At 46.6% G+C, this 14,450-nt stretch carries 14 protein-coding genes; 3 read left to right on the forward strand and 11 right to left on the reverse strand.

Going from position 1 to position 14,450, the window contains the following annotated elements:
- Positions 1–682 precede the first annotated feature (682 nt).
- Genes MLD56_RS24975 through MLD56_RS24985 form a run of 3 tightly spaced genes read right to left on the reverse strand, consistent with a single transcriptional unit; the run spans position 683 to position 2,987 of the window.
- Positions 683–883, reverse strand: a complete 201-nt coding sequence (locus MLD56_RS24975; RefSeq protein WP_029518787.1) for a hypothetical protein — start codon at positions 881–883, stop codon at positions 683–685.
- A gap of 12 nt (positions 884–895) precedes the next feature.
- On the reverse strand, positions 896–1,462 hold the full coding sequence (locus MLD56_RS24980; protein ID WP_029518788.1) for a hypothetical protein: 567 nt from the start codon (positions 1,460–1,462) through the stop codon (positions 896–898).
- A 13-nt stretch (positions 1,463–1,475) separates the two neighbouring features.
- Positions 1,476–2,987, reverse strand: a complete 1,512-nt coding sequence (locus MLD56_RS24985; RefSeq protein ID WP_029518789.1) for a DUF4153 domain-containing protein — start codon at positions 2,985–2,987, stop codon at positions 1,476–1,478.
- Positions 2,988–3,134: 147 nt separating this feature from the next.
- On the opposite strand from MLD56_RS24985, the gene MLD56_RS24990 reads away from it, so the two are divergent.
- Positions 3,135–4,871 (forward strand): ABC transporter substrate-binding protein, encoded by a 1,737-nt coding sequence (locus MLD56_RS24990; protein WP_069012260.1) that lies wholly within the window; start codon positions 3,135–3,137, stop codon positions 4,869–4,871.
- Between the two features lie 209 nt (positions 4,872–5,080).
- On the opposite strand, the gene MLD56_RS24995 is transcribed toward MLD56_RS24990, so the two are convergent.
- Entirely contained in the window at positions 5,081–6,481 is a 1,401-nt protein-coding gene (locus tag MLD56_RS24995) for a transcriptional regulator (RefSeq protein WP_029518792.1), read from the reverse strand.
- A gap of 213 nt (positions 6,482–6,694) precedes the next feature.
- On the opposite strand from MLD56_RS24995, the gene MLD56_RS25000 reads away from it, so the two are divergent.
- On the forward strand, positions 6,695–6,940 hold the full coding sequence (locus tag MLD56_RS25000) for a DUF6953 family protein (RefSeq protein ID WP_029518793.1): 246 nt from the start codon (positions 6,695–6,697) through the stop codon (positions 6,938–6,940).
- Positions 6,941–6,982: 42 nt separating this feature from the next.
- Here the strand turns inward: MLD56_RS25000 and MLD56_RS25005 are convergent, their stop codons facing one another.
- Positions 6,983–7,942 (reverse strand): helix-turn-helix transcriptional regulator, encoded by a 960-nt coding sequence (locus MLD56_RS25005; protein WP_029518794.1) that lies wholly within the window; start codon positions 7,940–7,942, stop codon positions 6,983–6,985.
- A gap of 112 nt (positions 7,943–8,054) precedes the next feature.
- On the opposite strand from MLD56_RS25005, the gene MLD56_RS25010 reads away from it, so the two are divergent.
- Positions 8,055–9,002 carry a Gfo/Idh/MocA family protein gene (locus MLD56_RS25010; protein ID WP_049817048.1) on the forward strand — a complete coding sequence of 316 codons (948 nt, stop codon included), beginning with the start codon at positions 8,055–8,057 and terminating at the stop codon, positions 9,000–9,002.
- Positions 9,003–9,049: 47 nt separating this feature from the next.
- Here MLD56_RS25010 and MLD56_RS25015 read toward each other — a convergent pair whose 3' ends face one another.
- The 6 genes from MLD56_RS25015 to MLD56_RS25040 all read right to left on the reverse strand — a co-directional run bounded on the left by MLD56_RS25015 (position 9,050) and on the right by MLD56_RS25040 (position 14,441).
- The gene (locus tag MLD56_RS25015; RefSeq protein WP_029518796.1) at positions 9,050–10,066 is read right to left on the reverse strand and encodes an asparaginase; all 1,017 of its coding nucleotides are present in this window, start codon (positions 10,064–10,066) and stop codon (positions 9,050–9,052) included.
- A 230-nt stretch (positions 10,067–10,296) separates the two neighbouring features.
- Positions 10,297–11,064: an amino acid ABC transporter ATP-binding protein gene (locus tag MLD56_RS25020; protein WP_029518797.1), complete on the reverse strand. Its 768-nt coding sequence runs from the start codon at positions 11,062–11,064 to the stop codon at positions 10,297–10,299.
- A gap of 4 nt (positions 11,065–11,068) precedes the next feature.
- Positions 11,069–11,785 (reverse strand): amino acid ABC transporter permease, encoded by a 717-nt coding sequence (locus MLD56_RS25025; protein WP_013312615.1) that lies wholly within the window; start codon positions 11,783–11,785, stop codon positions 11,069–11,071.
- Between the two features lie 30 nt (positions 11,786–11,815).
- A complete protein-coding gene (locus MLD56_RS25030) occupies positions 11,816–12,625 on the reverse strand; it encodes a transporter substrate-binding domain-containing protein (RefSeq protein WP_029518798.1) in 810 nt (269 codons plus the stop codon).
- 143 nt (positions 12,626–12,768) lie between these two features.
- Entirely contained in the window at positions 12,769–13,578 is an 810-nt protein-coding gene (gene nikE / locus MLD56_RS25035) for a nickel import ATP-binding protein NikE (protein WP_029518799.1), read from the reverse strand.
- A gap of 38 nt (positions 13,579–13,616) precedes the next feature.
- On the reverse strand, positions 13,617–14,441 hold the full coding sequence (locus MLD56_RS25040) for an ABC transporter ATP-binding protein (protein ID WP_029518800.1): 825 nt from the start codon (positions 14,439–14,441) through the stop codon (positions 13,617–13,619).
- Positions 14,442–14,450 lie beyond the last annotated feature (9 nt).

A 14,450-nucleotide genomic window follows, 5' to 3' on the forward strand; every position in this document is an offset into this window, starting at 1 on the left:
GCTAATTAAAAACACACTTTTGCCGTTACCGTTGTGATAAAAACCTCAACTTAAAAGAAAATATTCCTCAAACTTTAAAAAAACTAGAGGATGATGCTATGCGACTAAAAGCTGGCGCAATAATAAGGAAGGATCGAGAATATGTCTTTTTTCGTCAGTTCTCTGCGAATGCGAATTAGTTTAACACGGTAGATTCTATAAAATGAAGCTTTTCCATTAAGTAGAGATTTCCGATGTTCAGTAATAATAACCTTGTTATTTATAAGAGATGACACTCATTCGTAACTATAATTATCGAATAATTGAGTGAAAAAGCACTAAGTAACGACAAAGTAGGTAGCCCAATTGTGTATTAATAGAAAAGGTATTACATAACTACTTTTTTGAAAAAAATAATACATCATAATCCATCAAACAGAGAAGCAGTAAAGAGAAGCCAACGAGTATACAAGTCTTTTATACATAGTAAGCCCTTTCAGATAGCCTCAAAGACCTCTCACTGCTCATAAAAACACATCCCCATGCTTATCTCGGATTTTTAATCTGATCACTTCGGATTACCGTTTGAATGGTTGCTTACCAAATGTACGAAGTTTTTCCAGGACCATGGTTTGAGACAGTTTATATTGATTTAGAAAAATAACGGTGATCGTGCAGAAAAATTCCACATAAGATTAGCCACTTATTCTACCAATTGTCCTCGCTGAATTTCCGCGTCGTTTACTATTGTGTAATCTAATAATTGCAGTCCCTCTTCACTTACCACTTTGGGAATTACGGTTTCAGAAGTAACTGTATATTTAGCCTGTGTAAAATAGTCTGTAATCCCCACCATTAAAGCAATGCCGATAAACAGCACAATCCATTTATGATTCTTTTTCATCATTTGTACCTCTCATTCTTCACTGCGCCCGTTCAGCCACTTGAACCAATGGAGCAGATGACTGAATCGGTATTCATGCTGCAAAGCATACGTCCATACTTCAGGCTCTTCACCGGGTTCCTTCCAGACGAGCATGGAAAAGTGACCCTCTTCCTCGCTTGCAACCGACAGCAGCGAAAGACGATCATCCCCGAATCGGTATGGAGCCGATTCCACCCAGTAATTCCGCATATCGCTGATCCAGCTGCGAAACTGCTCTGTACCTGCGATCCGCAGCACCTCATCCGGCAGGAGCAGGTGCTCGTCGATGTCCTTCCAATCCCCCGCATATCGGTACCGCGCTGCCAGCATGGGACTGAGCGGTCGGGTTTTACCCGGGGCCAACGTAGGCATATAGGCGACGGGAACGACCGGACCGATACTCTGGATAGCATAAGACCGAGCTTCCTCCTCACTCATTCCGTAGGACATCGCCTCCGCAAGAAAATGGTTTCGTCTTACACCAAATTGATGCTGATACTGTGACATCTCATCCTGTAGCTCCAATACCATACCCTCCACTGTATCTGTTCCGATCATTCCCAAACACCTCTCATTCCAAAATATAGTTGTGCAATTCTCGTTGCGCTCGATACTTTGCCCAATTGAATTCAGACCAAGCCGATTCTTCTCTCGTCATGCTCGTCAAACGGGCTTGTAAAAACTCATCCAGCGCTCCATGTTCCTTACGGCTAAAGTCAATCAGCAGCGGAATCGCGTCCGCCGATAGCTCACTCAAATATTCCTTATCTATCACCGATGTCGTGCGATACCGTTCGAGATTATTTTCAGCAATCCGTATATCAATGCCCACATAGTTCACGACGACATAGGCGACCAGAGCGAGTACAATATAATATTTCGCCAACGGCAGTTGACGGAAATGAATGCGCATTGCTGCAATAAGCAGTAGCAAGCCCAGAAAAATCATAAACGCGTGTACCAAATAGCGGGTGTACGTATAGCCGTATGCTTCTTCGTACATAACCAGCCGGGTATATCCCGAATACAGCATCACACCCGAACAACCCACGAGTATGTACAGCAGGCCGCTGTTCATTTTTTGCACTATACCTGAGCCAAATTCAGTCCACTTCAATACACTGATCATCAGCACAAAGTTGATACCTGTTACCATAACCAGCTCCCCGAATCCTCTTCTCGCATATTCGGCATACGAGGTTCCTTCGGGCAGAGCACCTTCCCATGCACCAAACAAATATCCGAACTGCAACACGACGAACACAACATACACCAAATTCATGACAATCAGCACCGTAGCGGTAATTACAGGATCAAACTTGATCGCAACCGGCTCGTGGTAAGGTACTGTTGATGACTGAGTTTCTCTCTGCGTATTACGCGGAGCAGGCTGTACAAATCCCCACAAGTAACAGAAGAAACAGAAGGTGAAAAAGCAGATCCAGATCAGCCGCGGCAAACCACTCCCAAAGGTCAATGTGCCAATCCATTCGGGTATGCCAGATAACAACTTTTCGAACATCCCGTCTGCCGAAGCCAGCAGAGATATAATAATGAGTAGCAACGGCAAGGCAATAAGTAGACCGATTATCACTTTACCCAATACACGCTTACGCTCATCCTTTACATTCCGAAAGGCTGCCGTCTTAAACATTCGAAACGGAGTCACGATATGGCGAAAATTTTGATAAAACCAATGGCTTAGCGCCTGACCGATAATACCGGGTTCTGACCAGCCATGCCTTTTCTCCCCGAACAGCAGCACCATATGTACGCTAATCAGAGCAGGTATCGCCAGCGCATTTAACACATATAGGATCGGATTATTGAACAGCACGTATGTCAATGCCAGCATGAAAATGATCACAAACAGCAAACGCCCTATCCATGATTTGAGCTGGAAACGATCTCGATTAAAGGCATACATATAGGCGTAAAACCCAATAACAAAAATTGGCATAGACACGCCCAGCCCATGTCCGAAGAACAGATATTGATGAACCAGCGCCAACACAATTGCGCCAGCAAAGGCAGACAGAAACGACGTTTTCGGCAAAGACGTTCCATTCATCTTGTCATGCATGATAAATACCTCCGCAAATATGCTTTATAACCCTTATTGTAGATGATAAAATAAGAAGATAAAGAGAAATTAATTCAAACAAAATTTCCTATTTTATAAAAGTGGCTACGCTTTTAATCAAATATAGGGGAAACGGAGCAACCTTGAATGAAACTCCATGCCCAATTTTTACGACTTCACTCACACGCAGCTGACGACAAGGACGAAAACCATACTATAGAGACGACGCTGGATGAGCTGGCAGCTATTTTTGACTGTACTCACCGCAACGCCTTGATGATCATTCAGAAAATGGAGCAGCATGACTGGATACAATGGACTCCCCGCCGAGGCAGAGGCCGCCGCTCCAGTCTGCGCTTCCTTATTCAGCCGGAAGACATTGCCGTGCAATCCATGATGCAAGCCATAGACCGCCATGATATCAAACGCGCGCTGGATGAGATCCGAGTTCATTCGCGCTCCTCCACCATGCAAGAGCATTTGCAAGGCTGGCTGCTAAATTATTTTGGGCACCACGCGGAGGTGCGCAGTGATCAGCAGCAGATCGACACGCTGCGTCTGCCTATTCGCCAGCAACTTTATACGCTGGACCCGTTGTACTTGAACTGGCTTGCCGAGTCCTTCGTATCCAGCCACGTCTTTGATGGCCTGGCCCGTCGGGCGAACGAAAGCGGCGAGATTTTGCCGGGATTGGCGCACGCTTGGGAGGTGGACACCACTCGTACACAGTGGACTTTTTTCCTGCGTAAAGAAGTGCTGTTTCATAACGGAAAAATACTCACCGCTGAAGACGTCGTCTATACCTTTGAGCGACTGAGTCGGGCCCCGGGAAGGAGACTTTACCATTTTATCGTCCGGCAAATTCAGCACGTCCAGGCGTTAAGTCCGACGATGGTACGTTTCGTACTAAAGGAGCCAAACGAGCTATTTCTATCCTTCCTGTGTACCAGCCGGGCTGCGATTGTGCCGCGTGAGCTTAATCAGGTGGGTGAAGCCGCCTTTGGCATCCACCCTGTCGGTACAGGGGCATTCAAAGTCACGGAAATGAACGAGAGCCTGTGTACACTGGAGGCTTTCGCACCTTATTTTCAAGGCCGAGCTCATCTGGACCGAGTGGAAATTGTCCAACTCCCGTGGGCGACTAAGCTGGAATCGCCGGATACGGAAGACACCGCTTCTTCTTTTCACATTATCCATAATCCCGTATCGGCGGGAGATACGGATACCGCATGGAGCCAGATTCACTCAGCGGCTTCGGTACGCAAATTTATCACATGTAATACACACAAGGATGGACCGCTGCGTAACCCAGAAATACGTGCCCGCATTGTAGCATGTCTGGATCATCGCTCCCTTCCTCCAGCAGTAAATTCATCTAACGATTCTTTTGAACCACTGGCGGCACTGCAAATTGCTACCATTCCCGAGTATAAAGCGGACGCAGACCGGGTTGCGGCTCAGCTCGAATCCTGTGGGTATACCTGTAACATCGTGGCCGCATCTATGAATGAATTCAAAAGCTCATCTATCCGTATGGAGTCAGACTTAATCATCTTTTCTCTCTTTCGTGACCGTGATGAGCAATTACGCCTGTTTGACTTGTATCTGAATGTATCCGGACATGTTGAGCCTCATAGCCGTGTGGATATCGAAAGACTGCTGCGTGAAATTGCACGGGAGGCCGATCACACTGTTAGGGCGCAGCAATTTGAACATATCGAAACTCGGCTCATGGATGAGCACCAGCTGCATATTTTATATGAAAAACCCGTTCAGACGGCCTATCTCCCTTCTGTGCGCGGCGTATCTTTTAACAGTCAGGGCTGGGTGGATCTGCGTCATGTCTGGTTTCCACCTGCTGTACCTCCATCATCCAAGCCTTGAGCCAAGCGGTCCATTCAAGCGCATCGGATGACCAAAAAAAGGTATCCTCTTTTCACAAGAGGATACCTTTTGGGTTACGACAATCCAGACCTTTTCAAGTAGATGCTTCAAGGGATGAAAGCGCCCATCCCCCCAACCCATGACTGTGGACATCGCTAGGATCTTCCATAGGAGGGGTAACGGGTGGAAAATTCAACAGGATAAAAACATTAAATGCGAGCAGAGAAAAAACGATCTTTTTTATCATGGATGTACTCTACCTCTCCAAGTAAGTTTTTATATTCCTCTTTGTCCTGAGAAGTGGCAGTATGCCGATACTTTTCAAATAATCCTACACATTTGATGGTGACAGGATTACCATTCAGCACGACGGAATAAGAAAGGCTCTCAAGCAAGAATTTCATACCTTTGGTATAACGGTGTTTGTTGAGATCATAACAAGCCATCTCTGCCAAAAATCGTGCATAGAGATCTGCTGACATTTGCTCCGTATAAGTGCCTACCTTAACATGCTGATCTGCAAATGCCTCAATTTGTTTTTCAAAACGTTGCAGTACATGGTCTACATTAAAATCATAACGGTTGGCCGCTACCATAATTTTATGTAACCCCACGAGAATTTCGCCTTCGTTTTTTTCCAAATAATCTACATACTGTGGAATCACATCCAGACTGCCGGACATCAACTGGTATAAATACCCGTTGGCCTCAGCCCAGTTGCTACAAAGGGCCTTCAAACGCCGAGCTTCTTCCGTATCCTCTTGCACCCAGCTCAAATCAGAGTATAGGGATACAAATTCCAGTGCCTTCTGATAATCCCCGCGCTCATCCCACACCCCGGCACGCAGCACGTAAGAATATACAATATACATAAACAAAGGACCCTTAGGTTCCTTGCCACGCTCCGGTCTTCTGGTATTTCCGTATTTTTGCTCGTATTGTACCTTGGCTTTTTGAGCCATTTTTTCAGCATACCATTCTACTTTATCCCAACGCCGCAAGGAGGCATAGGTATTAGCCAAGTCTCTTAAGGCATCCAGTTGGTCTGCTTCACCCAGTCGGTCCACAAAGCTTTCGAAATGTGTGGCTGACCATAAATTTTCGTCCTGGTCATCACCAACGGCAATCGTAAATAAACGGTATTGGCAGAGCGCCAGACGCTCTGAATGTTGGTACTTCTCACTTTCCGAAACATTTTTATAAATAATTGCAGCAGCCTCGAGCTTACCTTCGCTGAATAATTCTTCTGCTGTCTCAAACAAAGCTGGGGCGTATATGAGATAGTCCATCATAAACTCCACGACTTGCTTAATACAATCCAGTTTGTTCAGCTCTGCACAGCGATGCAAAAAGGGACGAACCCGTCGCCAATTCGGTGCCGTATTCCGTATAAATTCATCAATGTATAACTCATAGAGGCTCCCTTCTTCAAGCCCCATGCCTGCACCAATCCTATCCAACAGCAGCATCGCAATCGGACGATTACCGTTAATAATGGCACTGATCGTTCCTGCATTAATACCTGTGTTCTCCCCAAACTTACTAATCGTAATTCCTTCTCGTCTGATGTACTGTTCCAGCTCTGCGCGAATTGTGGTTGTTTCCTTCAAACCAGGCACCCCCAGGGATTACTTGCATGATTACAATACAAAAAAAGAAAATTCCCGTGAATATTCCCTTAATTATACAAAAGAAAGCTCGCTTAGCCAACCGCTCCAGTAAATTTATATCAAAAAATTCAATAATTCTCCGAATTGCCGTATACTACGGGGAGGTGAGCCGAGCAGCTACACCCAATCGGTACGCAGGAAAGGATACGACAAATGGACAACACCCCTACAGCAGAACAAGAAATTGCACAATGGATGGTCGCGCAGATCCGTGAAGTGGGCACCCTGAAACAAGAAGATGCAATTGCATATGTACGCTCTAAGTATGGAGAGCAGTATGTGTTTATAAGCGAGCATGGTCATGTATCTCTGGAAAAAGACATCAAAAAAGCATTTCGCAAGCTTCATGGTGGCAGAATCGCCTGGGATCGTGACGGATTTCTCTGGGCCTGGACTTAACAAGCAAAAGCATCTGCCCTAGGCAGGTGCTTTTTTAATGATTTATCCATATATCCTCTGAAGTCGGTTAATTTCTTCCTTCACAAACTGTCGGAGTATTACAGGCTCCACAACTTCAACCCTGCCAATCCAATCCATAGCATCGCGGCAGGCCGCTTCATAACTATACATGTTGACCGTTAGAATGAAATGAGTGCCTTCCTGTACAGACTGGATGATTTCCATCCTTTTCGCTATGATTTCCGCTTGCTTCTTATTCGTTCGGATCAGAACGGGATAGTATTCTTTCTCTGCACAAAGCTGCTTAAACGCGGTTTCTTGTCTCATCCAATGATGCTCCAGCGAAAAATCCTCCGGAACCTCAAAGACTTCCGCAGACGGCTGAACCTCCTTGATTCGCTCACACTTAAAGGTCCGAACCTCCCGCCCAACTTCACAGAAGGCAATGAGGTACCAATCTCCTTTTTTCACCACAAGTCCGTAGGGATGCACATGACGGGAAGAACAGATTCCGTCAGCTTTTTCATATTGAATGTTTATTTTATGGGACCCCCACACCGCAGCTCTTACGGACTCAAGACAAGGAATGGCTATACGTTCCGTCCACCACGGCGTATCATCAAAATAAAACCGCGCTTTGGCTTTCTTAATATCGGACTGATACGAGTCTGGCATCGTCTGTTCCAGTTTGAGCAGAGCATTCTTTAACTTCAAACCCGATTCCGTGGGCCCGCCTGTATAAATGCCCATCCCTGTTAAATACAACTGAATGACATCCCCGCCATTCAACTGTTTCAGGTTCGCCGTATAACCCTCCATTAAATAAATTCCGCCCTTCGGGCCGGAAGCGGTAACAATCGGAACGCCGGCTTCAGCCAGGAGGTCGATATCCCTGTAGATGGAGCGTACAGAGGTTTCCAGTGCCAACGCCAATTCCTTGGCTTTCATTCTCCCTCTAGATTCGATACATAATAAAATCGCGATTAAACGATGCAGTCTCACAATCATTCCTCCACAATAGATGGTTAACCCGAATTGAAAAGATAATGCAACGATTGTTGACACCCTGTTGGCAGTAATAGGTGTGTATCATAGAAGTAAAGGGGTGTAATGGATGATGAATATTGGAATATTGGGGACGGGATTCGGCGCGTATCATGCCTCACTGTTAAACAACCATCCCAAAGTAAACAGAATCACGGTATTTGGAAGGAACGAAACCAAGCTACAAAAGCTGAAAGAGGAGCTAAACGTAGAAGTCACACAAAATATAGAGGATATTCTGCTGGACCCAGACGTGGATATCGTCGATCTATGCCTGCCCTCCCAGCTGCATAGGTCCTATGCCGTGGATGCGCTGAAGCACGGTAAGCATGTATTTTGTGAAACACCGGTTTGCTTTGATCTCGAAGACGCTCTTCTTATGCAACAAGCTGAGAAGCAATATGGCAAAAAGATTCTGGTCAACCAGTTCATTAAGTTTGATCCCGCCTATACCTATCTGTATGAGGCATACCGCCAACAGAAATATGGGAAGCTCGTCTCCTTATCTTTGAAAAGAGAAACGCCTCCTCTGTGGGGGGATCTTGGACTAAACTCCATTCCTACTCAGTTCATGATTCATGAACTGGATTTATTGACCTGGCTATTAGACCCCTGTGATCCATATACAGTCTGGGGTACAGAAGTTACCCATCCTGAACAAGCACAGGTTCGGGCTCACTTTCAGCATCGGGATACATTCACAGAAGTCATCGCCTCATCCCACATGCCGGGAAGCTACTCATTCACAGTGGCCTATGAGGCTTATTTTGAAAAGGCCAAGCTGGTATTTCATGAAAGCGACGAAAACGATCTTATACCTACCGCATTATATGAGTATACCGCATCGGGACAGCAAAAAATCAACCTCGAATCTGCCAATCCATATGAAAAAAGTTTGGATCATGCACTTGAATGCTTTGGCGGACATTCGGAAAGCCTGATTCCACTGGAATCGGCTGTACAAGCGCTGAAAGTGGCTGTTGAGATTAAAAGCAGACTGGGGCAAGCCCAGCGTTAACCCCGTATTTTTTCTTATGCCTGTTCTTATCTACGGAAATCAGCTTCCTATAAGGAAGCTGTATCCGCAGGCAAGGAAACTTCGTCCGCGTAGTTCGTTGCCATAATCTTGGCTACCCCTGCCGGGTCGGTCGTCTGCCCCAACGCCCACATCATTTTCGTCACCAGCGCTTCCGTTGTCATGTCATACCCCGGAATAACGCCCTTCTCCAGTACCTTTTGCCCCACTTCGTAAATCGTCAAATCCCCGCCCTCATAAGGACATTGAGTAGTCACGACAATACTCATACCGTCCTTCATCAGCTCCTCGATTTTGCTGATCAGGCTTCTTTCTTTAAAAGGAACGCCACCCATACCAAAGCCCTCAATGACGATACCTTTATAGCCCAAGCCCTGAATGGCATCGAAAATCGCCGGATTCGTACCCGGAATCAGCCTGAGCAGAAATACCTCCGAAGCATACCCGTCGTTGTATGGGTGACGAGCGGTACCGCGATTTGCAAATACGCCCTCCGTATAGACCACCTTACCGTTCTCCACGAGTCCGATATACGGATAGTTAATACTCTCAAAAGCATTATAGCTGCGTGTTCTGATCTTCGAGCTGCGGCTGCCGTTAATAATTTTGCCGTTAAACACGACAAAAACCCCGGCCACCTCGCCACATGCGGTCAGGAATGAGTCAATTACATTTTTTTTGGAATCGCTGTGCTCCGCCAAAATGGAAACCTGCGAACCTGTCACGACGACGGGTTTGTCTACGGTTCCCAGCATGAAGCTCAAGGCTGAAGCCGTATAAGCCATCGTATCCGTGCCGTGTGCAATGACAATACCGTCGTATTGATCGAGCGAACGATGTACCATCCGGGCGATAGAAGCCCAATCCTCAGGTTGTGTATTTGTGCTATCAATGCTCATCAGATTATGGGCATCAATCTCGCAAATCTCCTTCAGCTCCGGAATTTCCGCCAAAATATTTTCAGCCGATTGGGTCGGTGTCAGGCCGTTTTCCTGATAGGAGGAAGAAATGGTCCCTCCGGTATTAATGAACAAAACCTTTTTCATATGCCAATGTTCCTTCCCGATTACATCTTCACTGTATTGTTCTTAGAATTTATCATGAATAAGTGTGATAAGCTACTTTGCAATGGAAAAGAATTGGTGATATGGGGGCCAAAAAAGCACGACAAACAAGCGCGGGCTTTCCTTCCTCCTGCGACTTGTCTAACGTGCTTTTTACTATAGGTGCAATACTCTACAGCGCTGCACATACCTATAACCCATCTACGTACTTCTTATGGGGATACAGGCTGCTCCTGTGGCGCTCTCTGTACCAACGCTTTGCCCAGAAACTGCCGTGTCCGTTCTTCCTTCGGATTGGTGAAAAACTGCTCGACGGGTCCCTGCTCCACGATCACGCCATGCTCCATTAGTACAACCCGATCCGCTACATCTCTCGCAAAACCAAGCTCATGTGTGACAATAATCATCGTATTGCCTTCACTCGCCACCTTTTGAATCACGGACAGCACTTCATCCACCAATTCAGGATCAAGTGAGGATGTCGGTTCATCGAACAACAACACCTGTGGATTTAGTGCTAAAGCACGGGCAATCGCAACTCGCTGCTGCTGTCCACCCGAAAGCTGGGCAGGATAATAAGTCATACGATCCTTTAACCCGACCTTTTCCAGAATGCCTTCACTGATCTCTCTCGCCTGCTTACGATCCAGCTTTTTCACACTGGTCAGACCAATCATCACATTGTGGAGTGCATTCAAATTTTTAAACAACTGATATTGCTGAAATACCATTGCCGTTGCCATCCGTAGTCCGAGAATGTCCTTTTTTCCCGCCTTGGCGGCATCGACCTTTACACCGTCAATTTCAATAACACCACTGGTCGGCTGTTCCAAAAAATTAATGCTGCGCAGCAGCGTGGACTTCCCCGATCCGCTTGGGCCCAGGATCACTACGACTTCTCCCTTGCCTACCGTCAGGTCTATGCCCTTCAACACGTGATGCTGTCCAAAATGCTTATGAATTTGATGAAGTTGAATCATACCCTTACTCACTTCTTTCGTAAATTCGAATACGCTTCTCCAGCACGACAAGCCCGCGCTCAATAATAATGCACACCAACCAGTAAATCAGAGACACCGCAACATATACCTCAAAAAAAGCCAACGCTCGCGCGCCCATAATTTTAGCCTGTCCCATCATATCGACGACACCGATCATAAAAATAAAAGACGTATCCTTCACCGTACTGATCAGCGTGTTTCCCAAATTGGGCAAAGCGACCGTCAACGCCTGCGGCAATACAATTTTGAGCATAATTTGTGTTTGGCTCATACCGATGGAATTAGCAGCCTCAAATTGTCCCCGGTCGACTGAATGAATCGCCGCCCGGAACGTCTCCGACAAATATCCTCCGAGGTTCAATGAAAATGAGAGCAACGCAAACAGCTCGGGCGGAATGACATAGACATTGAATTGCTGTAAGAATCCATACTCGCTCTGGAAATAATACAGAAACTTGGGTATTCCGTAATATACGAGAAACAGCTGCACAATGAGCGGTGTTCCCCGAATGTACGAGACATACAACGTAGACAATGGCGCCAAGACAGGCACCTTGTATATTCGGATTAAGGCCGTAGCTAACCCGATGATCCCACCCAGCAGCATGGACACAAACGCAATCCATAAGGTCACGGGGAGATACTCGACGATCTGGGGAAGGCTTTTCAGCATATAATCAAGATCAAACAGCTTTTCCATAGGAACCCCACTTTACCCTTTACATTGTTATTACTGAGGAATAAATTCTCCACCTGTCCACTGTTCAGACAATTTTTTCAGTGTTCCGTCCGCTTTCAACTCTTTAATAATCGGGTCGATTTTAGCTTTCAGCTCTTCGCCCTGCTTATCCTTTTTGAACACCAGGTTGATGTTATCGCTTTGCACCGGCTCGCCCACAGCTTCCACCTGCAAACCTTCCTTCTTGATCGTTGCCGCCGCCATAACCGGATCATTCACATAAGCGTCCACTCGGCCATTTTGCACGTCTTGAAGGTTATCGGACGAAGTGCCTGTATCATTGTATTTTAAAATAATTTTATTCCCATTCTTCGCATTATACTGTTCCAGCAACTGTGTGTAGGAGTCGCCTACCGAGGCTGCTACCTTCTTGCCTTCCAAATCCTTGAGGGAATGAATATCCGTTCTACCCTTTTTCACAATAATAACCGACTGAGCCGAGAAATAGGACTCATCCGAGAACAAATACTTCTTCTCACGTTCAGGATTTTTGGCAACTTCATCTGCGATCATCTGAACTTTATTCGAATCCAGGGCAAGGAATATCGCATCCCAACCCGAAGGTACAAATTCAATCTTATACCCGTCCAGCTTCTTGTCGATCTCCTTGACTACTTCCACATCGTATCCGGTCAGCTCATTTTTATCATTCGTAAAGGCAAACGGTGGGTAGTCATTTTGTGTGCCGACATAGATGACCTTATCCCCCGATGCCGCATCCTTCGAGGAACATCCACTCAAGGCACCCGTTAATAACACAAGAGATAGGCCAATCGCTGCTACCAAAGCAGATTTCTTCATATTATGACATCCCCTTTTTAATATCCAAGTAATTTACTATGATTTTATATTATAACGGGTTATTCAAATAATACAACAAGTAAATTTCATATTGATTATTTAGCTATATGTTGCACAAAAAAAGGACCCTTGCGGGTCCACTGTTATCCATGAAGCGGAAAACGCTCTGCTGGATGTTCCGGCAAAATGGACGAGATCAACCGTCGTACAGCCGGATGAGCAGATTCAAAAATCTGATCCTTCTCATCACAGCGCTCGATCAATCTCCCCTGCTCCATCACAGCAATGCCATCGCAGACAGCATAAGCTGCCCGAATATCATGCGTGATGAACAGATATGACAATCCAAACGAAGATTTCAGTTCTCCCAGCAGGGATAAAATGTGCATCTGGTGAACCATATCCAGACTGCTGACGGACTCATCCAGCACGATCAGCTTTGGTTTGAGCGCAATCGCCCGTGCGATGTTGATCCGCTGCAATTGTCCGCCGCTGAATTGATGCGGATATTTAATCCGATCCTCTGGCTTGAGGCCAACCCGTTCCAGCAGGCTTTCGACTGTTCTTTTTTGTTCCTGCACCGATAACCGTTCGTAATTGTCCAAAGGCTCCCCAATAATCTGCCCAGCGGTCATTCGGGGGTTTACAGCAGAGTAGCAGTCCTGAAATACGACCTGCATATCCCGTCGCAGTCCCCTGAGGACCTGGGGACTCGCATTATAAATGTCCTGTCCCTGGAACAGAACCTGACCCTCCTGCGGCTTCTCCAGCCCTAGAATAACCTTGCCCAGCGTGCTTTTACCAGCTCCACTGGTTCCAAGTAAGCCCAGGCAAAATCCACTTTCTATAGTAAGCGAAACGTTAGCCAACACAGGGGGACGTGGTTCAGAGCGGCCCAGCCATTTGCGCCTTCCATAGCTATGGGTTACTTCCTTCACTTGTAGCATGCGCATTCGCTCCCCTTTTGAAAGTGTGACCGTCGAACAGGCGACTAACCACCTACCTGATTCATGCCCCGAAGGGACAACTTGGGTCTGACATGCAGCAGCATTTTCGTATATTCATCCTGCGGGTGATCGAACAACTGATGGACCTCAGCCTGCTCAACAATGCGACCATGCTGCATGACAGCCACTTCATCCGCCAATTGGGAAATGACGCCCAGATCATGCGAGATCAGCAAAATGGACGTATTGTATTCCGTACGCAAGCGATCCAGCTCTCTCAGCACCTGTAGCTGATTGACCACATCAAGCGCCGTCGTTGGTTCATCGGCAATAACCACTGCTGGCCGCAGGCACATAGAAATGGCGATCATGACCCGTTGCAGCATCCCGCCACTCAACTGAAACGAATAACGCTTCATCAGCTTGGCTGGATCGGGCAAATTCATATTTTCCAGAGCCGTTATGGCAAGCTCATGGGCCTGTCGTTTGGTTAATCCGGTGTGCGTGCGGACCGTTTCCATAAACTGAGCTCCGATCGTATACACTGGCGTAAAGGCACTCATCGGATTTTGCATAATAAACGCGATTTCCTTGCCCCGAATACGGCGCATCTCCTCGGCCACCATTCCGTTCAGCTCACGCCCGTTCAGACGGACACTACCTTCCACGTCCATCGTCTGGCGATCCAGCAATTGGAGCAACGCTTTACAAGTCACGGTTTTGCCGCTTCCACTCTCGCCGACAAGACCCAGAACTTGTCCCCTTCTCAGCTCAAAATGAGTTGGCTCCAGCAGAGACACCGCTCCTGCATCGGTTTTGAGCTTCACCTGTAAGTCGCTGACCTCCAGCACCTTCGCCCTGTCGTCCATCGTTGTAAC

The organism is Paenibacillus peoriae, assembly GCF_022531965.1.
In the GTDB taxonomy this organism is placed as follows: Bacteria; Bacillota; Bacilli; order Paenibacillales; family Paenibacillaceae; genus Paenibacillus; species Paenibacillus polymyxa_D.